The organism is Lactobacillus melliventris, from assembly GCF_013346935.1.
GTDB lineage: Bacteria > Bacillota > Bacilli > Lactobacillales > Lactobacillaceae > Lactobacillus.
The window spans coordinates 260046-284398 of record NZ_JAAEEB010000004.1 but is presented as its reverse complement, the minus strand read 5'-3'; the positions used below and the strand labels follow the sequence as shown (position 1 = coordinate 284398).

Here is a 24353-nt window from a genome sequence, read left to right as displayed (position 1 = left end):
CTGACTTAACTCAGCAGGGCTTATTTGATAATCGTGCCAAAGATGATAGATTTCAATTTTATCTTGTTTAGATAATTTAGACATAAAAATGACCCCCAAATTTGTCCTAAATTTGGGGGTCATATCATATGCGAGGATCTTTTTTTTAGTTAATATAATTAGCTAAGCGTGCTTGTTCTTGGGGTGAAAGACGCGCAACAACATGAATACCATCATTTTGATAGTTTTCTTTTAATACTTGAGCATTTTCATGCAAGTAAGCTAAAATCTTTCCCGCAGATAAGGGTAAAAGCAGATTAATTTGCTTATAACTGCTAAAAATATGCTTGGTTATTAAATCAGCAAGGGTTGCGATAGACTTGGTATCAATTGCAGAATATAGAATACCGCTACCTTCAATTTGCGGATAATTGCGCTCTGACTTGTCAGCTTTATTATAGGCAGTAATCATCGGCGTGTTTTTGACACCAATTTCAGCAAGCACGTTTTGTGTGGTGCGGATCATCTGTATCATATTGGGATCAGAAGCATCAACGACGTTAATTAATAAATCGGCATCTTTTACTTCCTGCAGCGTAGCTTTAAAAGATTCAATCAGGTTATGGGGCAATTTAGAAATAAAACCAACTGTATCTGACAGGATAAAGCTAAAATTATTATCTAAGTCGATACGACGAACATTTGTATCCAACGTCGCAAACAGCATGTTTTTAACAAAAACTTGTTTAGCACTATGCTTGGAAAATTCCGTTAACAGCCCATTCATAGTGGTTGATTTGCCAGCATTAGTGTAGCCGACTAGTGCTACTTTAGGGATATGATTTTGATTGCGCCTTTTGGCTTTAATTTCTTCTTGTTTACTAATAGTTTGTAATTCCTTTTTTATAATAGAAATTTGTTTACCAATTGTGCGCCGATTCAATTCCAGTTTCGTTTCACCAGCTCCACGGTTGGCAAAACCACCACCGGTAGAACCGCCATTACCGCGTTGTTGATCCAACGAGTTTTCTGAGGGATGCAGGCGGGGTAATTCATATTGTAATTGCGCCAGCTGCACTTGTAATTTTGCTTGCTTAGTCCGGGCACGGCTTGAAAATATTTCTAAGATTAATTCTGTGCGATCAACTACCCGCAGCTTAGTCAGTTTTTCTAAATTACGAATTTGTACAGGTGTTAGCTCATCATTAAGCACTAATACTTTTGCTTTTAGGCCCCGTGCCATATCTTTAATTTCATTTATTTTTCCCGGACCAAAATAAGTTCCAGCTATTATGTGTTCCTCATTTTGTCGCGCCTGTCCCACAACCTGCATGTTTGCGGCTTCTGTAAGATTGGCAAGTTCATTCATGTAATAATCAAAATTGGGGTCATTTAAATTAACTCCTGCAATAAATGCCTTTGTTTTATGGGGAGTATTTTCAATCATTTAATTCTCTTTCTGTATGTGAAGTTATTAATAGTGATCTTATAAATTAATATTTTTTAATCCTCATGATTCATACCTCTTTTGCTTTGCTATTAGTTTAATTTTAATACATCTATGTCTCTTTACCAAAAAGAAGATTAATTGTCCGCCAATTTTAGTGGCAAAAATAAAGCTTTTTAGGATAACTGCCCCAATTGATTTATGTCAGAGCCGGCTCTTTTACCTGCTAGGTTTTGCAAAAATTACTGCCAATAGTTTTTATTACTTGGCAGAGAGAAAAAAAGGAGTATAATTCAATCTGTTAAGGTACCTAACTAATTTTGTAAAAACGGAGATATTTGTAAAATGGCACAAAGAATAAGCTATCAAACTAATCAAAAGGTACAACAGAATCGCTGGTGGATTCTGGTTGCCGTGGGACTTTTCACGTTCATGTCAACTTTAGATGGCACAATTGTTAATATTGCTTTGCCAGTAATCAGTAAAGATTTGCGGATTCCAATGAGCCAGTCCGAATGGGTAGTTTCGCTGTACTTAATTGTAGTCTGCAGCTTTATTTTGTTTTTTGGCAAGTTAAGTGATATCTTGGGCAAGATTAAAATTTTTCGCTTAGGCGCAATCTTTTTTATTGCGGGGTCACTTTTATCAGGTTTTAGAATCAATCTATTGTTTTTGCTGGGCGCAAGGGCCTTGCAAGCAGTTGGTGCCGCTATGACTATGGCTACTAATAATGGTATTATCACAGAAATTTTTCCCACTACAGAAAGAGGAAAAGCGTTAGGAACTATTGGCTCCTTTGTTGCTCTGGGCTCAATCGCTGGACCCGGTTTAGGTGGATTAATATTAAGTCACCTGTCCTGGTCTTACATTTTTTGGCTTAATGTGCCGGTGGGAATCATTGCTGCATTAATTGGCGCCAAGTTTTTACCACAAGACATTACTTTTACCAAAGCTCCTCTGGATAAAATGGGCTCGTTCAGCTTTGCTTTCGGCATGATTACTCTATTTGGTGGTGTTTTCTTAGGCCAGCAATTAGGTTTCAGTTCTTCACTGGTTTTATTAATGTTAATAATTGGTCTTGTAAGTTTTATTTGGTTTGTTTATGTGGAAAATCATGCTGCTAATCCATTGTTACAATTCAAATTGTTTAAAAATCCGGATTTTTCAGTTAGTCTGCTCTGTGCCTTATTAATTTTTATTACGAACTTTTTCTTCAATGTGGTCACACCTTTTTACTTGGAAAATGCGCGGCACTTGCCTCCGAGTCTAACTGGTTATATCTTAATGATTTTGCCTGTAGTTCAGCTGGTTGCCGCACCGGTTGCAGGATCTCTTTCTGACAAGATAGGTTCTAAATTAATCACATTTATAGGTTTGGTTTTACTGTTAATCAGCCAGGTGGGTTACACATTGTGCAACTTAAATTCACCAATTTGGCTGTTCATTATCAGCATCGCTTTAATGGGATTGGGAAGCGGCATTTTTAGTTCTCCTAATAATTCACTTGTCATGGGTTCTGTTGAACAAAAGGATTTAGGTGTTGCTGGCAGTATTAACTCTTTATCCCGTAATCTAGGTATGGTTATTGGTATTTCCAGTGCAACTACCGTATTATTTGCGGCAATGAGCAAAGCAAAAGGAGCTAGAGTCACCGCATATTTACCCAAGCAACCTGAAATTTTTATTTATGGTATGCATGTAGTTTTCATTATTTCAATGATAATTTGTCTAATTACTGTTATCTTAAGTGGCTGGAGACTATTCAAAAATAATAAATAATAACTTGTAAATAAGTGTCGAAAATAAAAATTTTCAACACTTTTTTGCTTTAAAAAATAATTTTTTAATAATTTTTTCTTCTTTTTACTTATTTGGGTATATTATTGTAGAGGGAAAGTGCAAAACGAGGAGGTTTAGAATGAACCATAAAGTTGTGACGTATCCAGCCATTTTTAAGCCACTGGAAAATGATATATATGTAATTAGTTTCCCTGATGTTAAAGGGGGAATAACCGAAGGGCAGGGTCTGCATGAAGCAATGAAAATGGCTGCTGATACACTTGCGAGTCGTTTATACAATAAAACGGTATTGCCGAAGGCTAGCAAAGCTAGTGATATTAAGTTGCCAGATGATGGTTCCTTTGTTGCACCGGTTTCTGCAGATTTAACTGAGGCGTCGCGCGATCGGATTAATTATGAAATTTGATTTACAAAAAAAGCACCCCAATTTCTTGGGATGCTCTTTTTATTAACTTGTTCCAAAAACTTTCTTTTAATTCTCGGGAACAAGTCTATTATAATATATCTAACAAAATTTTGCTAATACTTTTAGCTTGTTTTACTAAAAAGTGTTTGCAATAAGCTCTAATTAAATGTACAAAAGCATTTTAGATATTCGATACAAATTGACAATAACATTATTTGAGTGCTATTTTTGAGAAAGAAAAAAGTGTGGGAGTAAATTATGCAAACGATTGAAAGTTCTGTTTTGCGAATTTCTATTTCTGAAAAGGGTGCCAAGTTAGTTAACTTTATTGCCCAAAATAAGCAGACTGATTATTTTAAAGATGAGAATGAGCAAAAACAATTAGAGATTATTTTTAAGGGAGCAGGTCAAGGGGAAAACCTGGCTGACATCCTGCCATGGACAGTTGTAGATAAGGGAGATTCCAGAGTAAGCTTAGCGTTAATTGACGACAACTCAAGCTATAAAAACTTTCCTTACCATTTTGAGGCAATTCTGACATATGCTTTGGAGGGAAATAGAATTGATATTAAGTTTTATTTAAAAAACAATTCGCATAAAGATTTGCCATTTTCGTTACAATTCTTAATGCCTGTTTTCACAGGCTGGTCAATCACTACCAACGCAAATGAACTCGAGCTGAGTAGAGACGATACTACTTTGACTTTGGATTCTGCTCATTTCGCGTTAACAGCTGCTCATGAGCAAGTTAAAGCCAGTATCGACCAGGCCAGTCTTGCCAGTGATAGTGATGAAGAATTGACATTGACCTTAACATTGAGTTAAACAAATTAATGTTTTTAATAAGATAAAATTGACAAACCGTCGTCGGTTTGTTTTTTTGCTATAATATACTCATTGTAACTAGATTTTAGGTAAGTAAAAAGTTATGGATCACAACGAGAATCACCCGCATAAGAGTCGGGTCGAATTGCACGCAAAGGACTACCACAGAAGAAAGCGGATTTTAGCTTGGGTGTTAAGCATTGCAGTCCTGTTGACTGTGGCGGTTGGTGCATATTCCGCATATGTTTATTTGCGCACGAAAGATGCAGTTGATAATGCCTACGATGATCAAAACAGTGTGCAGATCAAAAATGGCGAGTTTGATGGCAAGAAAAAATTTGCTGTATTGCTAATGGGCACTGATACCGGGGCACTTGATCGTAAAGAAAAAATAGGTAATACTGATACTATTATTATTGCCGTCGTTAATCCGCAGAAAAAGCGCTATTCATTGATGTCGGTACCAAGAGACACAATGGCTCAAATGATAGGAGCAGAAAAATTTCAAGTTAAGAAAATTAATGCTGCTTATCCTGTTGGTGGGGCTGCTATGTCCATGGCCAGTGTTTCTAAACTAGTTAATGTGCCTCTCAAATATTATGTTTTGGTAAATATGAAAGGTATTATGCGACTAATCCGCTATATCGGTGGCATTAATATCAAACCTACTTTGAGTTTTGAGTATGGTGGTTACATTTTTAAGAAAAACCAGTTGACTCACATGGGTGGCGGTGGAGCTCTGGCCTATTCACGTATGCGCTATGACGATCCAGAAGGTGATTATGGCCGTCAGAAGCGCCAGCGCCAAGTGATAACTACTATCATCAAGAAGTCAGTGTCAATCAATACTTTAGCTAGGTTAGATTCAGTATTGTCCGCAATTTCTGATAACATTAAAACTAATTTGCCCTTTGATGCGCTGCGTCAAATTGCGTTTAACTACCGTGATTCTACTAAGAATGTCAAAAATGATTATCTTCACGGACACAATGCGACAATTGACGGTGCGTCTTATCAGGTGCAATCAACTAAGGAATTGCAGCGAGTATCAGATTATTTACGAACGGAATTAGGCTTGTCTGTTGTAGCAGTAGACAATAACGAAACCTACCAAAATAAACGTAATAAAAATCAAGGGTTTGATTTTAAAAATCCTGAAAATCAAGACTATCATATTTACGAGGATTATCAAGATCAAAGTTACCAGGAAGAAGGCGACAATTGGTAATGCGTTTGTGGTCAATCGCTATCGGATATGGATTTGGCTGCTTGCTGTTTGCGGTTTTTATTTGCCGCTTTGCTTTACACGAGGATCCCACAAAGGTGGGTTCGGGTAACCCAGGAACGGCTAATGTCGGAGCAGTGTTTGGGAAAAAATGGGGTATATTAACTTGTATTGGTGACTTGTTAAAAACGCTCATCTGTCTTCTTATCGTACACTATCTTTTCTCAGACAATATTGCTCTTTTGTATGCTGGCTTAGGCTTGGAGCTGGGGCACTGCTTTCCCTTTTGGAACCATTTTGACGGGGGAAAGGGCGTCACGGTAGCCGTGATAGTAGCGGCGCTGTATGATACTCCTGCTGCTGCGGTGACACTTCTAGTTTGTTTAATACTACTGATACTATTACAAAATTTGACGATTCCGCCGATAATTTTTATAATATTGTTCAGTTTGTATGAACTTTTTAAAGTTAAAGAAGCGGGAATCGTATTATTAATAATGACTCTGGTCATGACTTTCAAATTTAGATATGACCTACGTGACTTTTTTACTGGCAACGGGAAAAAGGTTGATGTTTTATACTCAATTAAGAAAAAATTGGGTCTATTGCATGATAGTCAACAGCATCATTTTTAGTGAGGAATATAACTTAGGAATATGAATAAAAATAAGAAATCTTTAAAAGCTATTCAGATAATTTTCCTACTGGTGGCAACTCTGTTTATGCTAGTGCAAATGTTTAATTTGAAAGGATTTGCTGCCAGAGCGCACTTTTCATTTATTCACTTTATGCCTAACATGTTGCACAACGCAACTTTAATGATAGTGCCTATGGTATTTGGTGCTGTTTACAGCAGGAAAAAGCAAAGTGTTAGTGAAAGCTTTAAATATTGGCTGCTAGCCAGTGTTACTTTGATCGTTTACTACATTTTCTTTTTCTTTATAGTTCCAACCCGTTTTAATATGTGGCGCGTTTGGGGAATGCTGTTTCCCATCATTACCAGTACTTCAGTTTTGTTCTCCGGCCTGGTTTTCTGCTTACTAATCCAGCCACACCTGTATGACTTTTTGCATAAATTAACTGTTAAGCAAAATCTCTTAGTACTAAGTTTGCTGACATTATTAGGTTTTGCCCTCAGTGCCGGTAATTTATCTTTTCAATACTCGTTTTATGGCTTGTACTTAGTGCTTTTCTTTGCCTGGGGCATGTTTTTAGCCAATGTTCCCATCAATAATAAGTTGCTGACATTATCTTTAATCAGTGGTTTTTTGTCCTTCTTCATTGTAGTGATTGGCGTTTCCGGCTTTGACGCTGTTTACTGGTCTCAGATAATTTCCGGTAATGGTGGTGGCGACTGGAACAGAGAATTTTTAAATAATCCTACGTCACCATTTATGTTTTTACTGGTGGTGGCCGTCTTTTTATTGTTTAAGAAGTTAATCTTAACTTTTAACAAAAATCAGATGCGCTACTTTATCCCAGTAATCATGATCATGGATGCACCTATTTCACCCAGATTTATGAGAGCTTTTAGCTTTACAAGATCATCCATTATTGACAAGCTGATTTTGCTGCTAGTGATGACAATCATTGTGGTTGTCTGGTATCAATTGCTTGAGCGCTATTTGTTCCAAATAAATCCATTTGCTAAGATTATCAATTACTTAGATCATGAACCTAATCTGGCCAAAATTTGTGAAAAGGGTTGGGCAATATTTACCAACTTTGTTATTAAAAACAGGGTTAATCTGCTAACTTGGGCCTGGTTCTACATTTTAAGTTTTGGCTCTTTCCTAATTGAATCCGATAACTTACGAATTCAGATAAGCACGGCGGCAACGATTAATGCGATAGTTTATCTTCTCGGCACTAAGTTCTTTGCCATGATTCTAACAACCATTTTTCTAGATGCATTGTTCTCAGTATTTTATTTCGTAACAACGCGTTACTGGACTTCGAATATTCTGGTAAGTCTGATAGCTATCGGCTGGGCTATCGCAAATAAAATTAAGCTCTTACTCCGTGGTGAACCAATCTACCCCACTGAATTAAGTGAGATAGTCAACTGGAGAACCTTGATCCCAATGATTGGTAAAACAACTGTCATTGTAATTTTAATTGCATTGGTTGTAATAATTGCGCTGGATATTTTCTTAGAATTAAAGTGTCCAATCAAAAAGCGCGGATCATGGAAACGGCGTGGAATTTGGGCACTGTTAAGTCTGTTACTATTTGTTACGCCGCTGCGTTTTAACCATGATGGTGGCGTAATCTATCATATTAATCGCGGTTTTGACAACAGGCAAAGGTTCCGTAACCCAGAGCGTGATATTCAGGTTAATGGGCCTGTCCTTAATTTCTTGAATTACATTGACCTGCAAATTATGGATCAGCCTGAAGGTTATTCAGAAACAAGCATTAAGCAACTAAATACCAAGTATGAAAAAGTTGCTGCCAAAATTAATAAGAAACGTAAAAATGATCTGAAGAATCAAACCATTGTCTTTAATCTGAGTGAAAGTTTTGTTGATCCAAGCACCTTCCCTACGATTAGATTCGATCGTGATGTTCCAAATCCAGTTAAATTTATCCAGTCGATGAAGTCACGCTCAACCTACGGTAATATGTTGAGTGCTGGTTATGGTGGTGGTACTGCCAACATGGAATGGGAAACCTTAACTGGTTTGAATATGGGTATGTTCAAGTCTACTTTGACCCCTTACGTTCAAATTGTGCCAAATTATGACTTCTACCCAACAATAGGGATGAACTTTGATTATAAATCTGCAGTCCACCCATTTATCGGTACATATTACTCACGTCAGGAAGACTACCATAGATTTAAGTTTGATAAGTTTATCTATGTTGGTTCAAAATATAAAATTATTGACCAAAAGAAGCTAGGTAAGAGCGGTTATAACTCTGACTTCACTACCTACGCCAACGGACTAAAAGAAATCAATTCCCGTAATGGCGGCCAGTTTATCAACCTGATATCAATTCAAAACCACATGCCATACAATAACTGGTACCCCAACAACGAATACATGGGTAAGATTTCGGGAGAGTTGTTCAAGTCTCCAGCAGTACGTGATCAAATGGCTACCTATGTCAAGGGTACGCAATATACTGACAAGGCAGTTGAGCAATTTATCAAACAGATTGATAAAATTCAAAAGCCTATTACTCTAGTCTTTTATGGCGATCACTATCCAAGCATTATTTCTCAAAACTATACTGCTAAGTATCCGGTACAAATGCATTCAACGCGCTACTTTATTTACTCAAACAAGTATGCTCGTCAACATGGTGCTAAGACTAGGTTGCCGCGTAGGGCTAATAACTTCGTCAGCTCGAGTGACTTTATTGCTATGATGCTAGAACAGACTAATTCGAAAGTTACCCCTTACCAAGCGCTGCTGACTGAAGTACATAAGAAATTGCCGGCAATTACGATTAACTTTAAAGGAGATAAAGGCTTCGAATTAATTGGACGGCAAGGACAAGTAATTGATCCAAAATATCTCACCAAAAAACAACAAGAAATTTTAGCTGACTATGAAGCTATCCAATATGATATGACAGCAGGTAAAGCATATGGCTTAAAGATTAAAGGCTTCTATAAGTAATAAAATTATATTGACTTATTAAGAAAAAATGAGTATTATCATTTATAACAATTTTAAGTAGCACCTTGATTCAGCGTTCAGAGAACTAGCGGTTAGTGTGAGCTAGACAGGTCAAGAGTAGCGAAATACTAGTTGGGTGGTTCCCGTAAAGACCATAGTTAAGGCACTTGTGATTAAGTGTAAACGTGGGTGGTACCACGGCTGAAAAGGTAATTAGTCGTCCCTAGATTCAAAAATGAATCTGGGGACTTTTTTATTGGAGGAAAAAAGATGGCAAGCTTTGATATTTTAGCAGACTTGAAGTGGCGCGGAGCGATTAACCAGCAAACCGATGAGGCTGGCTTAACCAAGTATTTACAAGAGCACGATGATTTAGCCCTTTATTGTGGTACTGACCCCACAGGTGATTCACTACATATCGGCCATCTTATTCCTTTCATGATATTAAAAAGATTTCAATTGGCTGGTTATCATCCTGTGATTGTTATAGGTGGTGGTACGGGAACAATTGGAGATCCTTCTGGGCGTAAATCAGAGAGGGTTCTTCTTAGTGCAGAAAAATTGCATGAAAACGAGGTAGCTCTGACTAAACAAATGGAAAAGCTGTTTGGCACTGACAACTTTGAAATCGTTAATAACGCTGAATGGCTTGATAAATTAAGTTTAATTGAATTCTTGCGTGAATATGGCAAGCACTTCCAAGTTAATAACATGATTAATAAAGATGTAGTTGCCAGTCGTTTGGAAAATGGTATTTCCTTTACTGAGTTCTCCTACCAAATTTTACAAGCCATTGATTTTTACCAGCTAAATAAAAATTATGGTGTCCAAATGCAAATTGGTGGTAGCGATCAGTGGGGTAATATCACAGCTGGCATTGATTTAATTCACAAGTTAATGGGATCAGACAGACAGGCATTTGGTTTAACAATTCCGTTAATGTTAAAAGCTGATGGCACTAAGTTTGGTAAATCAGCAGGTGGGGCTGTTTGGCTTGATCCTGAAAAAACCAGTCCTTACGAATTTTACCAATTTTGGATTAATCAGGAAGATCGGGACGTGGTTAAGTATTTGAAGTACTTTACTTTTCTTAGTCACGAAGAAATTGATGATCTGGCTGAACAAGTAAAAACCGAACCATGGAAACGGACAGCACAAAAAACACTTGCAAGGGAAGTAACCAAGTTTGTTCACGGCGAAGCAGGACTAAAAGAGGCAGAGATGATCACAGACGCCCTGTTTTCCGGTGATATTAAAAACTTGTCGGTTAAACAGATTGAGCAGGGACTTAAGAGTGCTCCTGCAGCCGCAGCACCTTCTCAGAGCAAAAATATCATAGACTTCTTAGTTGATACTAAGATTGAGCCTTCTAAGCGTCAGGCACGAGAAGATGTTGCTAACGGAGCAATTTATGTTAATGGTGAGCGCGAGCAATCAGTTGACTTTGAGGTCGATCCTGCTAAAGCCTTTGACGGTAAATACGTGATTATTAGAAAAGGTAAAAGAAAATATACTTTGGTAACAATTAAAGATTAATCTAAAAGAGGCAGTTGCTATTTTCGCAACTGCCCTTTTTTAACTCCAATTAAGAGAGTATATAAGAAAACATTATTTTTTCGGAAGGAGTGGTTGATATGCGTGCACGTGTAATTCTTTATAATTCTGAAAATGATGCGATTTTATTAATTCATAGATTAAAAAATGGTCGAGACTACTGGGTAATTCCGGGAGGTGGAGCTAAAGGGAATGAAACCCCAGTTGAAACCGCAATCAGAGAAATTGATGAAGAACTAAGTATTCAGCTAAAACCAGCTGCCTTAAACCAGCTATTTGAATACAAAAGTCAAGAAAATGAACATTTCTTTTATGCTGAAATTTCCTTTATAGCTGCACCAGAAATTAGTGGAGAAGAAAAAGAACGCTCAAATAATGCAAATGTTTATCAGCCTGATTGGGTAGCTGTCAAAGACCTAACTCAGATTAATTTAATGCCTCCTAAAATTGCTTGTAAAATAATAAATCTGATTTGACTAATTTGACAAAAAAGTTATAGGATTTCATACTATTAATTTAGTAACGTATAACCATACTGCTAGGAGGGCAAAATGGCACAAAGAGAGATTTTAATAACAACTACAGAAAATATACCTGGTAAAAAATACGAACTTATCGGAGAAGTATTTGGTCTGACTACTCAGTCCAAAAATTTTGTTAAAAATTTTGGTGCAGGATTAAAATCAGTTGTTGGTGGTGAAATTCGCAGTTACACCAAAATGCTGGAAGATTCTCGCAATCAAGCTTTAGAAAGGCTGCGTCAAGCTGCAGAGGATAAGGGCGCAGATGCAATTGTGATGATGCGTTTTGACTCTGGTTCAATCAGTGGCGACATGCAGTCAGTGGTTGCCTACGGTACTGCTGTAAGATTTATTGCAGATAATGACTAGATATAGTATTATTTGAAGTATTCGCTTTATGGAAAGTGAATGCTTTTTTATTGAATTTAATTCGCCACTTTAGCTCAGAAGGTAGAGCACCGCCGTGGTAAGGAGGAGGTCCCCAGTTCAAATCTGGGAAGTGGCTTAATTTTTAATATCAGTAATTTATCAAAATATTGCTGTGATAGGTTAAGGACTATTTTGCATTAAGTGTCGTAATCAGTTTTAGCGGTAAAATTGTATCGAAAAATTGAAAATTAAAAATCATTATTATCTAATTTTTATATTGCTTAATTTTATTATTGATTATATAACTAATAGTGTCAGGTAAATAATCTATTATAAAAGGTCAAACTGTATCTTACAGAAAGGATGTCAATTTGCTATGAAGAAAACCAAATTATTCCAAAAAATCATAATTGCGGGAGTGTTATTGACTGCTGGCATTACTACACTAGCTTGTTTAAACTCTCAAACCGTTGCTGCCAAATCACTACCGGTTGCGACAACTAAGGATTATAACAAGCTCCAGAAACTTTCTAAAAAGTCTGGTGTCCATTACATCAAAAAAAGAAAATGGTACGCTAGTTTTATTCCAGGTGACAATGTTGAAGCGTATCGTGATCTTAAATCACTAAAATTAATAGGAACTAAGTCTGATCCTGGGATTGATGACTGGGATGTCTTTATAGGTGCTGGCACAATCAACGGCACACGCTATTTTATTAGTAATATTAAGGAAAAAGATGGCAAAAGAAAATATATTATTCCAGCCGCATATTGCCAGGTCCCATATGGTTACCAACTTAAAAAGGGACACGCGGTAGTTCATGATTACAATGGTTCTTTGGCTAATGCTTATAATGGTTACAGTGAATCAGATCATAAATATGGTAAAACGCTAACTAATGAAAACATTATATATAGTAATAAGGAAGACGCTACGTTTACAGTTTCCCTGAAGCAAGATGGTCAAACAAAAGGTAAACATAAAGGTTTTTGGATTGGGCGCACACCGATTAAATTCAGAGTTGACGGTACTAATACCTATGAAAATTATTACCCGCTGTATAACTATGTGCCCAATGGTGAATTAATTGTGACTTATATTAAGACGGAAGATTTAAGTCAATTTAAACCAGCAACAGTAACTTATAATCACATTGGTACTATAACTAAAAATCATAAGTTCAAACCAGCCCATAAGAAATTAAACATTTAGCATTGATATTTGGTAAGAATTATCTCAAAAGCTAGTGTTTCTTTGATCTTGGTGACTAACATAAAATGGTTTGGTTAAATTAATCAAAAGAGATAGACTATTAAACAAGTAGTAAAAGCTATGAATTTGTGGTCTGTCTTTTTTTAGTAAAAAAGCAGTAAAATCGTCATTAAGTTATATTTTAAGGGAATACAAGCTTAATAGTTGGATGAGGAAAGGAAATTAATTTGGATTTAGCTAAAGTAACAGAATTTGTTAAAGAGCAGCTGCAAGATGAAAAAACTGGTCATGATTTTTATCATGGCCAACGGGTAGCGCATTTGGCTAGCAAAATGTATTTGCAGGATAATCCTGCTGCACATAAAGACAGCCGTATGGTTGCTATTATCGAGGCGGCTGGATATTTGCATGATACTATTGATGAAAAAATTTGCGCAGATCCTGATCAGGTTCTTGCCAGTATTAAAAAATTGTTGCCACAAGCAGGGTTTACTGCTTTAGAAGTAAAAGATATTTTATTTACAATACAGCATATGTCCTTTTCAGCCAATATCGAGCATCATTATCAGCTGCCAGTTTCTGGAGAATATGTCCAAGATGCTGATCGCATTGAAAGCCTGGGTGCAATCGGTATTGCGCGGGCTTTTACTTATGGTGGTGCCCATGGCAATGTTATATATGACCCCAGAATCAAACCGCAAAAGCTGGTTAGTCATGATCAATATCGAAAGCACACGGAAACAACAATCAATCATTTTTATGAAAAATTATTCCATTTGGCTGACTTAATGAATACAGTCGGAGGGAAAAAGGAAGCGCAAAAAAGAACTGAATTTATGCGTGACTATGTCAAAGAATTTATGTCTGAATGGAATGTTTAAGTTGCGTGGAGCTCCATGCAGCTTTTTATTTTGCTTTAAAACCGAATATTAAATGCTTTATCGCAAGTCTAATTGGCTGGAAAATTTGATTTGGGGATTTTCCATTTTTAATAATGCCCTTTTGCGGTCGAGACCTCCAGCATAACCCGTTAAAGAGCCGTCACTGCTAATTACACGGTGGCAGGGAATGATTAAGCTAATAGGATTGTGTCCAACAGCATTGCCAATTGCACGAGCCTTATTTACTTTATTCTTTTGCCCTTTTTGCACTCGAGCGGATAATTCTTTATAAGTGACAAGTTCGCCGTAAGGCACTTTTTGCAGTTCCTTAAGTACTTTTTGCCTAAAGGCTGACACGTCAGGTTTCACGGGGACGGTAGATGGGTCTGGTTTTTGCCCAGCAAAATAAGCAGTCAGCCATTTTTGGGCCGATTTAATCGGGCTACTGGGAAAGACTTTGACAAGACTCAAATCATAGCCGGCACCAAAATATTTTTGTCCGTTAAACCATAATCCTAGGAGATAGCTGTCATCGCTTAAAAGCGTTAACGTTCCTAACTTTGATTTAAAAAATGCCTTATATAATTTCATTAGATTACCTTTATCATTGACGAACATTTTACCATATATTTTATTATACGTTGGTTTATGAACAAAGGTTGCTTAATGGCGCCAGATTAACTTAATTAACACCTATACGAAAATTTTAACTTTTTTATTTGTGGTATACAAAACATTATGAGTAAGGCTCAGTTTCGCTTTCATGAAAAAATAGGAATGCTATCAGATCAACACTTTATCTTGTAGCTGATTTTTGACAATACTACCAGATATGGTATGTTAGGTATTGTGATATTTACAGGAGGTACAATATGAGGTCAAAAATTAAAAAAATCTTTTCCATCAGTGCGATAGCGGTTGCTGCAGGGTTAGCGCTTACTGCTTGCTCAGGTAAAAAGCAAGGTGGCGCCAGCAATTCAAGTAGTAGTGCCAAACACTCAATTGCGCTAATCACTGATACTGCGGGTGTTAATGATAATTCGTTTAACCAGTCTGCTTGGCAAGGCTTTAAGGAATATGGTAAAGATCATCATCTTAATCGCGGGCGCAATGGTTACCAGTATTTTCAATCAGGCAGTGCAGCGGATTTTGAGCCTAATTTTGATCAAGCCAGCAAAGCCGGCTACCAGACTATTTTTGGTATAGGCTATAGCTTAAAAGATGCGGTCAAAGCAGCTGCTAAAAAGAATCCTAAAAAGAATTATGTCATCGTCGATGAAGTAATAAAGGGGCAAAAGAATGTAGCCTCCGCCAACTTTAAGAGTGAGCAAGCTTCCTATTTGGCCGGTGTTGTTGCGGCAACAGAAACAAAAACGAATGTCATTGGCTTTATCGGTGGTGCTCATGGCAATATTATTGATTTGTTTGATGCCGGTTTTACCAAAGGCGTTCATGACCAGGCTAAAAAGTTGCATAAAAAGATTACACTCTTAAACCAATATGTGGGCGACTTTAAGAGTGCTGATAAAGAAAAGGCAATTGCCCAGTCAATGTATGCTAAAAAAGCCGATATCATTTTCCATGCTTCTGGTTTAGCTGGCAACGGCTTGTTCCAAGAGGCTAAGTCAATTAACCAGACAAGAACAGCTGCTAACAAAGTTTGGGCTATTGGAGTCGATTCGGACCAGTCTCATTTAGGTAACTACAAGACTAAAGATGGTAAAAAGGATAATTTTGTTTTGACTTCAGTTATTACCGGTGTAAATGTAGCTACACGGGACATTTCTAATCGCGCTTATCACGGGAAATTCCCTGGCGGTCAGCAACTGGTTTATGGTCTAAAAACTAACGGAGTTTCGATCAAACGCGGACAAATTAGTGCAAAAGCTTGGCAATATTCACGTCAAGCTCGTACAGAAATTATTAAGGGTAATATCAAAGTACCAATTCATCCAAGTAAATAGTTCGCAATACGCCAACATTTTTACCTATAATCAACCACAAAAAAATATTTCTTGAATTAATGCGTATTTTATTATAATATTAATTATGAAAAGTTCGTATTTTGTGGAGGGTAAAATCAATGGGTAAGAAATTTACGAAATTTTTGTCGTTAGGATTTTTAATGGCATCATTTACTTTAGTTTTGAATGCTTGCTCGGGAAAAAAGCAGGGAACAAGCAGTCAGAACAAAAAAGACAGTATTGCTTTAATTACTGATAGCAATGGTATTAATGACCAGTCCTTTAACCAGGCTGCATGGGCCGGTTTTAAAGATTATGGTAAAGAACATAATTTCAAGCAAGGTAAAGGCTATCAGTATTTCCAATCTAGCAGTGCTACTGACTATACACCTAACTTTAACCAAGCTGCTAAATCTGGTTACCAAACAATATTTGGTATTGGTTATATGTTAAAAGATTCGGTTAAAGCAGCTGCTAAAAAGAATCCTAAGAAAAATTTTGTAATCGTTGACGATGTGATTACTGGTCAAAAAAATGTGGCTTCAGTAACTTTTAAGAGTAATGAATCATCATATTTAGGTGGTGTGGCTGCCGCTTATTCTACCAAGACCAACAAAGTTGGTTTTATCGGAGGAGCTAAGTCAGCTATTATTGATACTTTTGAAGCTGGTTTCAAGCAAGGCGTAAAAGACGCTGCTAAAGCTCAGCATAAAAAGATCAATGTCAGCGTACAGTATATCGGTAACTTTACTTCAAACGATAAAGCTAAATCAATTGCTCAGTCAATGTATGCTAATAAATGTGATGTAGTATTCCAGGCTGCAGGTTCAGCCGGTAGCGGAGTCTTCCAAGAAGCTAAAGCCCTAAATCAAACTAAACCTGAAAATAACAAGGTTTGGGTGATTGGTGTAGATGTTGACCAGAAAAATCTTGGTAACTATAAAACGAAAGATGGTAAAAAGGCTAACTTTACTTTAACTTCAGTATTGAAGGGACTAAACGTTGCAACTAAATCCTTGGCTGACGATGCGGCTAAAGGTAAGTTCCCAGGAGGAAAGCATCTTGTCTACTCCTTAAAAGGCAATGGTGTTTCAATTACTAAAGGCAACCTTACACCAAAGGCATGGCTGGCAGTAGAAAAGGCCAAACAACAAATAGTTGCCGGAAAAATTACTGTAGCGCAAAATTAAAGTAAATTATTGATTAAAACTCTTTGTGTATACTTATGCAAAGAGTTTTTTACGAAAAAGGAAATTTACATAAAATGGAAAATATGACGAACGTAATAGAAATGCGCCATATTGTTAAGGATTTTAATGGCTTTAAAGCCAATAACGATATTAATCTGACTTTGAAAAAAGGTGAGATTCTGGCGTTATTAGGGGAAAACGGTGCTGGTAAATCAACTCTCATGAGCATTCTATCAGGATTGATTCAGCCCACTTCAGGTACAATCAAAGTTCGCGGAAAAAAGGTTAATATTAAAAATCCAACTGTTGCCAAAGACCTAGGTATCGGTATGGTGCACCAGCACTTTATGTTGATGGAATCCTTTACAGTTTTGGAAAATATTATTTTGGGTCATGAAACAACCAAGGGACCTAAACTAGATTTTAAAAAAGCTGAAAAGCAGATTATGGCCTTATCTGAGCGCTATAATTTAAATATTGACCCTCAGAAAAAAATCAGTGAGATTACAGTGGCGCAACAACAAAGAGTGGAAATTCTGAAAGTTTTGTATCGCGGGGCTGATATTATGATTTTTGATGAGCCTACTGCTGTTTTAACGCCACAAGAAATTACGGAATTTATTCAAATTTTGCGTGGACTGGCTAAAGAGGGTAAATCGATTATTTTAATCACGCACAAGCTGGAAGAAATTGAGAGAGCTGCTGATCGTGTCACTGTTATTCGTGCTGGTCAAAGTGTAGGAACTTTTAATGTTGCTAACGTTGATAATAATCGTTTGGCGGAATTGATGGTTGGTCGTCATGTTAACATGAAACTTAATAAGCCAGTGGCAAAAATTGGTAAAACGATGTTGCAGGTTGAAAATTTGCAAGTGAAAAATAAGCAAAACGTGGCTGTAATTAAAGGAATGTCTTTTAATTTGCATGCTGGCGAAATTTTGGGTGTTGCCGGTATTGATGGTAATGGTCAAGATGAACTTGTCAGGGCTTTAACCGGCTTGCAACATGTTCATGCCGGCAAAATTATAATTGACGGCGAAGACATGACTAATCACAAGGTGCGGCAAATAACTGAAAAGGGCGTGTCATATATTCCTGCTGACCGGCAAAAATATGGCTTGATTTTACCTTTTTCAGTTTCAGATAATTTAGCTCTGCAAACTTATTATCAAGAACCATTTTCACGTCACAACGTCATGCACTACGATGTCATTCACGAACATGCTAGAAACTTGATTAAGCAATTTGATATCAGGACGACCAGTGAAAAAATGCCTGTGAGTGATTTATCTGGTGGTAATCAACAAAAAGTGATAATTGCCCGTGAACTAAGCCGCAACAGCAATTTGGTTATTGCTTTTCAGCCGACACGCGGACTTGATGTTGGTGCTATTGAATACATTCATAATCAGCTTTTAAACGAAAGAGCTCAAGGTAAAGCAATTTTGTTAATCTCGTATGAACTTGATGAAATTATGCAGTTGTCTGATCGGATTATTGTCCTTCATAATGGCAGTATTTCAGGTGAAGTCAGGCCGGAAAACACGAGTGATGAGGAATTAGGATTGTTAATGACTGGCGTTAAGAAAGAAGGCAGCGCTCTTGCTTAAAGTAACACTAAAAACTAAGAAAATTTTAGTACCAATTATTTCAATTTTAGCAGGCTTTTTAGTTGGGGCAATCATCATGCTGGTCTGGAGTTACAACCCGTTTCAAGCATATGCTTCAATGTTTTCCAGCGCCTTAGGCAATATGAATGGTATAGGTGAAACTATTCGTGAAGCTACCCCCCTGATTTTTACTGCTATTGGATTTGCCATTGCTTCTACTGCTGGCTTTTTCAATATTGGTTTGCCCGGTCAGGCGCAAGCAGGCTGGTTGTCATCCATCTGGGTGGTGCTGGCTAATCCCAATATGCCTAAAGTGTTTTTACTGCCACTGGCTGTGATTACCGGTATTATTGCCGGTGCACTTGTTGCCGGTGTTGCCGGCTGGCTGCGTGCTCAATTTGGGACTAACGAAGTAATTACAACTATTATGATTAACTACATTGTGCTTTATTCCTGTCAATATTTGATGCAGCAGGTAATGTCAGCGAAATTACGTATTGATACTGATACTACTAAAACAATTACTGCCAACGGTAGTTTAAAGATTGACTGGCTTAGTTCAATGTTTGGTGATTCACGGATTAATGCGGGAATTTTTATTGCTTTAGTCGCCGTCTTTTTGTATTGGTATTTAATGCGGAAGACTACCACCGGCTTTGAAATTCGTTCGGTTGGTACTAATGCTGCAGCTAGTCGCTATGCCGGAATGTCTGCTAAAAAGAATATTATGCTATCGATGCTCCTGTCTGGCGGTTTTGCCGGTTTAGGTGGAGTTGTTCAGGGCCTTGGTACTTATCAAAACTACTTTACCCAGACGACTAGTTTGGATATTGGCTGGGATGGCTTGTCTGTTGCCCTTCTTGGTGGCGGCACAGCTGTTGGTATTTTGCTAGCTTCATTATTATTTTCGATATTAAAAATTGGTGGTCTAGGGATGCAGACCATTGCCGGTATCCCTTATGAGATCGTTTCGATAGTTATTGCCGCTATTATTTTCTTTGTTGCTATTCAATATGTTATTGGACTACTATTTAAAACTAAAAAAGCCCAGGCAATTCAAAGAGACACCAAAACCGCTGATACGGATTCAGACAGTGCGGTGGCGGATTCTACTAAAACTCAAGGAGGACAAAATTAATGAATTTAGTTACGATTTTAGCGTTAATTGTATCATCAACTTTTGTCTATTCGGCTCCGTTGATTTTCACCGCTTTAGGTGGCGTTTATAGTGAAAACTCAGGTATTACCAATATTGGCCTAGAAGGAATAATGACTATCGGTGCCTTTTCTGCCATTGTGTTTAACCTGACTTTTGCTTCTACTTTTGGTAAAGCAACGCCATGGCTTGGCTTATTGATTGGTGGAATTGTGGGTCTGCTCTTCTCATTACTACATGCTGTTGCCACTATTAATTTTCATGCTGACCATATTATCAGTGGGACTGTACTTAACCTCATGGCACCGCCTTTAGGAGTATTTTTAGTTAAAGCTATTTATGATAAAGGGCAAACTGAAAACATTACTCAAAGCTTTGGTTATTTTAGTTTTCCCGGCTTAGCTGATATTCCTGTAATAGGGCCTATTTTCTTTCAAAATACATCAGCACCAGCATGGCTGGCAATAGTGGTGTCCGTAGTATTGTGGTGGATTTTGTATAAAACCCGCTTTGGCTTGCGCTTGCGCTCATGTGGTGAAAATCCGCAAGCTGCTGATACTCTGGGGATTAATGTTTATGGCATGCGTTATGCTGGCGTATTAATATCAGGCTTTTTAGGTGGAGTTGGCGGTGCAGTTTTTGCAGAGGCAATTTCTGGTAACTTTTCAGTTTCTACTATTGTGGGCCAAGGTTTTATGGCTTTGGCGGCCATGATCTTTGGTAAATGGAATCCGTTAGGTGCAATGATGGCTTCGCTTTTCTTTGGTTTTGCTCAAAGTATTAGTATCATCGGCAATCAATTGCCGTTCTTCAGCCACATACCTGCTGTTTACATGCAGATTGCTCCTTATGTAATTACAATCATAGTTTTAGTTCTGTTCTTCGGAAAATCGGTTGCTCCAGCAGCTGATGGTCAAAATTATATTAAGTCAAAATAGGGAGTATTAATGAAAACAATTTATTTTAACCATGATGGTAATATTGATGATTTAGTAGCTTGCTTGCTGTTTTTGCAAGCCCCAGATATTAAATTAATTGGCGTTAGTGCAATTGATGCGGATGGCTATGTTGATCCGGCTGTTGAAGTATGTCGTAAGTTGACAGATCGCTTTAACTTGCGCGGTGATCAATTGGAAATTGCCAAATCAAATTCTCGCGCCGTTAATCAGTTTCCGGAAGATTGGCGTAAAGCGGCATATTCTTTCAATTATCTGCCGTTATTGAATCGTTCTGGCAAAGTGATTACTAAGATGGCAGACAAGCCGGCTCATTTAGATATGGTTGAGAAAATTATGGCATCAGAGCAGCCTGTAACTTTAGTTATGACAGGTCCTTTAACGGATTTAGCGCGCGCACTAGAAACTAATCCTCAAATTGCGGATAACATTGAAAAGCTGTATTGGATGGGTGGTTCCCTTGATGGTCATGGTAATGTTGTTCAGGTTAATGCTGACGGTACTCAAGAATGGAATGCTTTCTGGGATCCTTTTGCGCTTGAAACTGTTTTGAAATCAAGTATTCCCATGCAGGTTATTGGTCTTGAAAGCAGTGAAGAACTGCCTTTAACTGATGAGTTAAGAATGCACTGGGCCAGTTTAAGTGAACATCCAGCTATGGATTTAGTTGCACAAGGATATTGCCTTCTGGTTAATCCGCCAATACCAACTGCGCAATTATACTTCTGGGACGTTTTAACGGTCATTAGTGCCCTATATCCTGAAGTTGTTTTGACGACTAAAAAACACAAGGTAAGAGTAATTACCCAAGGTTTGGCAGCAGGCCGTTTGGAAGATGATCCTGCTGGTCGTGAAATAACTCTAGTGACTAAAGCAGATAAAAATTTATTCTTTAAAAAGTTTGATGAATTATTATTGCGTAGTTAGACATTAATTAATATTTGTAATAAAAAAGACGAAATTCACAATAGAATTTCGTCTTTTTATTAGTTATAGATCAGCTTAAGCGAGTGAATCCCAAGCTGGTAAATCAGTAATTGGGCCCTCTGCTATAGCTACTTGCTCTGGTGTCAGGTATTTCTTGTGGACAACAACTTCGTAAACGTAATCTTTAAACCAGTCGTTGTTCATAACAAAGAATCCTTTGTCACCGTTCTTTTCGCCCCAGGAGTTTTCAACCTTCCATTGGCGAACATGTCCACCGTCTTCATCTACGCCAACTAAAGTCATTGCGTGAGTAGAAGCGCCTGCACCAGTGCGCAAACGATCAGCCTTGGACATCTTAAGGTCTACGCCAAAGAGTTCGCTTAGTTGGTACAAATCACTGTCAAGATAGCCCTTCTTGCGGTCGCTTTGTTCACCAACATCATTGCCGAACCAGACTGCTTCGCCATCTTTTAACTGGTTAACAGCTGCAGTTTCCAAGTATTCCATTGGCACGTTTAAGAATTTGATGCGGTATGACCCCTCAACGTTATCTTCAAAAGGTAGACCGTATAATTTATCATATTCATGGTCCGGGGCGTTAGACAATACGACATAGTCATTAAAATCAACGTCACCCATGTATTTATGCAGAAATTCCAGTGGAGTTAAATCTTTATCCAAGTGATATTTCTTATCGTCATCACGATATTCCAAATCAAATTTCTTAGGTGGTTCACCGACTGCAATTGCGGTCATCTGGTAAACTTCACTTAAGAATTGCTTACGGGCTTTTTCGATCTCATCGTCTTTACCGGCCTGCTTTAATTTACGCAAGACCAGAGCATCCTTCTTCAGCTTATCACCCAAAGCTTTGGCAAAGCCATTAGTATTATTGGTATTGAAACTCTCAGGCATTGCATAAGAAGGAACGACACCATATTTTTCAATTAAAGCAGCGCCCATGTGGAATTGGCCACCATCTTCGCCTGCACCATCTAGGTGGGCTTTAACAGTACGTGAATCGAGTGGTTCGTCTGCTGTGTCTAAGATATTGTCATAAAAAATATTTGCCCGTTCAATTTTATCCCAGAAGAAGTTGTAGCTTTGTGAGAAAGTGAAATTCTTGCAGTGATATTTTTTACCAAAATTGTGGCGTAAAATGTTTAAAGTGGCAAATTCCCAGCAACGACCTGATTGGCGTTGATTAGTAACATTTTCTGTATCAAGTTCGGTTGAAAACACACGGGTCAATTCACCTTGAACGCGTTCATTGTAAGCAGCTGTTAAAACACCACTTTTTTGAGCTGCTCGGGCAACAACTTGATTTTGTGGTTTTTCATTAAAGTTTGCGGCAAATTCTTCCAACTCTTGGACAGTTAATTTATGAGCCATAAAATAAATTCTCCTTTTTTAATCTATTTTTAAATTACTATATATTTTAAGCTAAAATAAAAGCGAGTTCAATAGCTGAACTCGCTTTAGAGAATTGTATTGGTAATTTATTTAAAACTTATGCAATGTGGTAATAAGTTAATCAATTTGGATTGAGTTATCATTTGCACCAGCTTGCTGCTTTGGCAAGGTAATAGTCAATACGCCGTTATCATACTTTGCGTGAATATCACTTGCAACTACATTTGGTAATCTGAAGCTGCGTGAAATGTGGCCTTCACTTCTTTCACGGTGGATGATACTGTTATCCTTAGACATATCCTTAAATGATTTTCTTGAGCCGGATACGCTCAAAATACCATTATTATAATTTAGGTGAATTTTGTCCTTGTCCATTCCAGGCATGTCAACTTTAATTACGTATTCTTTGTCGTTTTCAACAACATCTGATTGCATTAATTTTGCTACTTCGTTATCGTCAAAAAATTTTCTCGGAAGATCAAACCAATCGTTCATCGCATCAAATAGGTCATTGTGCCGATTCATCATATCATTTGCCATAGTAAAAAACTTCCTTTCGAAATTTATATATTTGTATCAGAAGACTTTCATTTCTTCCTTGCAATTATTATTATAGTATGCAGATTCATAAAAAGGAAATAATTAGCACTATTATTTTTGGAGTGCTATATAATTATAATTTATAGCTTTAAATTGGTGTTTATAGCTTGTGGATAATATTTTTAAGAATATAATTAGGAGAGAATATTTTGGTTTATTATCAAAAAATGACGCCCAAGGGTTACCAAAAAATTAAAGATGAAATAGCCAGTTTAAAAAAGGATAGGCCCAGAAGAATTAAAATTTTACAGGAAGCCCGCTCTTTAGGTGATTTGTCGGAAAACACCGAATATACGGAGGCCAAGCGTGATTTAGGTCATCTTCAAAGTCGTCTGCGTTATCTGGAAAAGCAGTTGAAATATGCCGAAATTATCGAAAAAAAGGCCGATGGTAAAGTTGATTTAGGTAAGACGGTCACACTAAAGTTTGCTGACGACCCAGAAACTGAAACATACCAGGTTGTCGGCCGTATGGAAGCTGATATTGGAGCAGGAAAAGTTGCGTTTGACTCACCATTGGGCCAAGCAATTATGAAAAAAGAAGTTGGTCAAACTGTAAGTGTTGTAGCACCTGCCGGGGAGTATCAGGTTACTATTGCGGCAATTGAATAAATTTTTGCTTGATTATTCGAACTTGTGTTTGTATAATTTATTTTAGCGAACACAAGTTTGCAATAGGAAGTGAAAGC

The 24353-nt window shown here is 37.5% G+C and carries 22 protein-coding genes and 1 tRNA gene; 19 read left to right on the top strand and 4 right to left on the bottom strand.

Translation table 11 applies throughout. The features are described from left to right. Positions 1-145: 145 nt before the first annotated feature. The gene (hflX, locus tag GYV61_RS05760) at positions 146-1426 is read right to left on the bottom strand and encodes a GTPase HflX (RefSeq protein ID WP_174795109.1); all 1281 of its coding nucleotides are present in this window, start codon (positions 1424-1426) and stop codon (positions 146-148) included. Between the two features lie 345 nt (positions 1427-1771). Here hflX and GYV61_RS05755 point away from each other — a divergent pair, with 345 nt between their 5' ends. From GYV61_RS05755 to GYV61_RS05700, 12 genes are all read left to right on the top strand, one after another. Then, positions 1772-3205 (top strand): MFS transporter, encoded by a 1434-nt coding sequence (locus GYV61_RS05755; RefSeq protein ID WP_174795108.1) that lies wholly within the window; start codon positions 1772-1774, stop codon positions 3203-3205. A gap of 139 nt (positions 3206-3344) precedes the next feature. Beyond that, positions 3345-3632 (top strand): type II toxin-antitoxin system HicB family antitoxin, encoded by a 288-nt coding sequence (locus GYV61_RS05750; protein ID WP_174795107.1) that lies wholly within the window; start codon positions 3345-3347, stop codon positions 3630-3632. A 258-nt stretch (positions 3633-3890) separates the two neighbouring features. After that, on the top strand, positions 3891-4457 hold the full coding sequence (locus GYV61_RS05745; protein WP_122037983.1) for an aldose epimerase family protein: 567 nt from the start codon (positions 3891-3893) through the stop codon (positions 4455-4457). Between the two features lie 103 nt (positions 4458-4560). Continuing rightward, complete coding sequence (locus GYV61_RS05740) at positions 4561-5685, top strand: LCP family glycopolymer transferase (RefSeq protein ID WP_174795106.1); 1125 nt, start codon at positions 4561-4563, stop codon at positions 5683-5685. Further along, positions 5685-6317 (top strand): glycerol-3-phosphate acyltransferase, encoded by a 633-nt coding sequence (locus GYV61_RS05735; RefSeq protein ID WP_174795105.1) that lies wholly within the window; start codon positions 5685-5687, stop codon positions 6315-6317. The genes GYV61_RS05740 and GYV61_RS05735 overlap by 1 nt, the downstream gene beginning before the upstream one ends. A 21-nt stretch (positions 6318-6338) precedes the next feature. Further along, positions 6339-9311 carry an LTA synthase family protein gene (locus GYV61_RS05730; protein WP_174795104.1) on the top strand — a complete coding sequence of 991 codons (2973 nt, stop codon included), beginning with the start codon at positions 6339-6341 and terminating at the stop codon, positions 9309-9311. A gap of 270 nt (positions 9312-9581) precedes the next feature. Continuing rightward, positions 9582-10847 (top strand): tyrosine--tRNA ligase, encoded by a 1266-nt coding sequence (gene tyrS / locus GYV61_RS05725; protein ID WP_174795103.1) that lies wholly within the window; start codon positions 9582-9584, stop codon positions 10845-10847. A 98-nt stretch (positions 10848-10945) separates the two neighbouring features. Next, the gene (locus GYV61_RS05720) at positions 10946-11341 is read left to right on the top strand and encodes an NUDIX domain-containing protein (RefSeq protein ID WP_174795102.1); all 396 of its coding nucleotides are present in this window, start codon (positions 10946-10948) and stop codon (positions 11339-11341) included. 75 nt (positions 11342-11416) lie between these two features. After that, positions 11417-11755, top strand: a complete 339-nt coding sequence (locus GYV61_RS05715) for a heavy metal-binding domain-containing protein (RefSeq protein WP_174795101.1) — start codon at positions 11417-11419, stop codon at positions 11753-11755. Positions 11756-11818: 63 nt separating this feature from the next. Continuing rightward, a tRNA-Thr gene (locus GYV61_RS05710) sits at positions 11819-11891 on the top strand. Positions 11892-12131: 240 nt separating this feature from the next. Further along, on the top strand, positions 12132-12968 hold the full coding sequence (locus GYV61_RS05705) for a hypothetical protein (RefSeq protein WP_174795100.1): 837 nt from the start codon (positions 12132-12134) through the stop codon (positions 12966-12968). Between the two features lie 227 nt (positions 12969-13195). Then, positions 13196-13849 carry an HD domain-containing protein gene (locus GYV61_RS05700; RefSeq protein WP_174795099.1) on the top strand — a complete coding sequence of 218 codons (654 nt, stop codon included), beginning with the start codon at positions 13196-13198 and terminating at the stop codon, positions 13847-13849. Positions 13850-13906: 57 nt separating this feature from the next. Here GYV61_RS05700 and GYV61_RS05695 read toward each other — a convergent pair whose 3' ends face one another. Next, positions 13907-14440 (bottom strand): methylated-DNA--[protein]-cysteine S-methyltransferase, encoded by a 534-nt coding sequence (locus GYV61_RS05695; RefSeq protein ID WP_174795098.1) that lies wholly within the window; start codon positions 14438-14440, stop codon positions 13907-13909. A gap of 281 nt (positions 14441-14721) precedes the next feature. On the opposite strand from GYV61_RS05695, the gene GYV61_RS05690 reads away from it, so the two are divergent. From GYV61_RS05690 to GYV61_RS05665, 6 genes are all read left to right on the top strand, one after another. Beyond that, entirely contained in the window at positions 14722-15813 is a 1092-nt protein-coding gene (locus tag GYV61_RS05690; protein ID WP_174795097.1) for a BMP family lipoprotein, read from the top strand. Between the two features lie 119 nt (positions 15814-15932). Continuing rightward, positions 15933-17003, top strand: coding sequence for a BMP family lipoprotein (locus GYV61_RS05685; protein WP_174795096.1), 1071 nt, complete (start codon positions 15933-15935; stop codon positions 17001-17003). A gap of 74 nt (positions 17004-17077) precedes the next feature. Continuing rightward, positions 17078-18613 carry an ABC transporter ATP-binding protein gene (locus tag GYV61_RS05680; RefSeq protein ID WP_274600321.1) on the top strand — a complete coding sequence of 512 codons (1536 nt, stop codon included), beginning with the start codon at positions 17078-17080 and terminating at the stop codon, positions 18611-18613. Next, entirely contained in the window at positions 18606-19751 is a 1146-nt protein-coding gene (locus tag GYV61_RS05675) for an ABC transporter permease (RefSeq protein WP_174795095.1), read from the top strand. Before GYV61_RS05680 ends, GYV61_RS05675 begins: the two co-directional genes overlap by 8 nt. Next, positions 19751-20707: an ABC transporter permease gene (locus tag GYV61_RS05670; protein WP_046325476.1), complete on the top strand. Its 957-nt coding sequence runs from the start codon at positions 19751-19753 to the stop codon at positions 20705-20707. The genes GYV61_RS05675 and GYV61_RS05670 overlap by 1 nt, the downstream gene beginning before the upstream one ends. A gap of 9 nt (positions 20708-20716) precedes the next feature. Next, positions 20717-21652 carry a nucleoside hydrolase gene (locus GYV61_RS05665; protein ID WP_174795094.1) on the top strand — a complete coding sequence of 312 codons (936 nt, stop codon included), beginning with the start codon at positions 20717-20719 and terminating at the stop codon, positions 21650-21652. Between the two features lie 75 nt (positions 21653-21727). Here the strand turns inward: GYV61_RS05665 and GYV61_RS05660 are convergent, their stop codons facing one another. Continuing rightward, positions 21728-23044 (bottom strand): C1 family peptidase, encoded by a 1317-nt coding sequence (locus GYV61_RS05660; RefSeq protein WP_174795093.1) that lies wholly within the window; start codon positions 23042-23044, stop codon positions 21728-21730. 138 nt (positions 23045-23182) lie between these two features. Then, positions 23183-23605, bottom strand: coding sequence for an Hsp20/alpha crystallin family protein (locus tag GYV61_RS05655; protein ID WP_046325466.1), 423 nt, complete (start codon positions 23603-23605; stop codon positions 23183-23185). A 209-nt stretch (positions 23606-23814) separates the two neighbouring features. Here GYV61_RS05655 and greA point away from each other — a divergent pair, with 209 nt between their 5' ends. Continuing rightward, entirely contained in the window at positions 23815-24276 is a 462-nt protein-coding gene (gene greA, locus GYV61_RS05650; RefSeq protein ID WP_174795092.1) for a transcription elongation factor GreA, read from the top strand. The last annotated feature ends 77 nt before the right edge of the window (positions 24277-24353 follow it).

Coding starts and splice junctions, on each gene's coding strand:
- GYV61_RS05740 (WP_174795106.1), top strand. CDS start 4,561: ATGGATCACAACGAGAATCACCCGCATAAGAGTCGGGTCGAATTGCAC.
- GYV61_RS05755 (WP_174795108.1), top strand. CDS start 1,772: ATGGCACAAAGAATAAGCTATCAAACTAATCAAAAGGTACAACAGAAT.
- GYV61_RS05715 (WP_174795101.1), top strand. CDS start 11,417: ATGGCACAAAGAGAGATTTTAATAACAACTACAGAAAATATACCTGGT.
- GYV61_RS05665 (WP_174795094.1), top strand. CDS start 20,717: ATGAAAACAATTTATTTTAACCATGATGGTAATATTGATGATTTAGTA.
- GYV61_RS05705 (WP_174795100.1), top strand. CDS start 12,132: ATGAAGAAAACCAAATTATTCCAAAAAATCATAATTGCGGGAGTGTTA.
- GYV61_RS05695 (WP_174795098.1), bottom strand. CDS start 14,440: ATGAAATTATATAAGGCATTTTTTAAATCAAAGTTAGGAACGTTAACG.
- hflX (WP_174795109.1), bottom strand. CDS start 1,426: ATGATTGAAAATACTCCCCATAAAACAAAGGCATTTATTGCAGGAGTT.
- GYV61_RS05730 (WP_174795104.1), top strand. CDS start 6,339: ATGAATAAAAATAAGAAATCTTTAAAAGCTATTCAGATAATTTTCCTA.
- GYV61_RS05680 (WP_274600321.1), top strand. CDS start 17,078: ATGGAAAATATGACGAACGTAATAGAAATGCGCCATATTGTTAAGGAT.
- GYV61_RS05750 (WP_174795107.1), top strand. CDS start 3,345: ATGAACCATAAAGTTGTGACGTATCCAGCCATTTTTAAGCCACTGGAA.
- GYV61_RS05670 (WP_046325476.1), top strand. CDS start 19,751: ATGAATTTAGTTACGATTTTAGCGTTAATTGTATCATCAACTTTTGTC.
- GYV61_RS05720 (WP_174795102.1), top strand. CDS start 10,946: ATGCGTGCACGTGTAATTCTTTATAATTCTGAAAATGATGCGATTTTA.
- GYV61_RS05745 (WP_122037983.1), top strand. CDS start 3,891: ATGCAAACGATTGAAAGTTCTGTTTTGCGAATTTCTATTTCTGAAAAG.
- GYV61_RS05690 (WP_174795097.1), top strand. CDS start 14,722: ATGAGGTCAAAAATTAAAAAAATCTTTTCCATCAGTGCGATAGCGGTT.
- GYV61_RS05735 (WP_174795105.1), top strand. CDS start 5,685: ATGCGTTTGTGGTCAATCGCTATCGGATATGGATTTGGCTGCTTGCTG.
- tyrS (WP_174795103.1), top strand. CDS start 9,582: ATGGCAAGCTTTGATATTTTAGCAGACTTGAAGTGGCGCGGAGCGATT.
- GYV61_RS05660 (WP_174795093.1), bottom strand. CDS start 23,044: ATGGCTCATAAATTAACTGTCCAAGAGTTGGAAGAATTTGCCGCAAAC.
- GYV61_RS05655 (WP_046325466.1), bottom strand. CDS start 23,605: ATGGCAAATGATATGATGAATCGGCACAATGACCTATTTGATGCGATG.
- GYV61_RS05685 (WP_174795096.1), top strand. CDS start 15,933: ATGGGTAAGAAATTTACGAAATTTTTGTCGTTAGGATTTTTAATGGCA.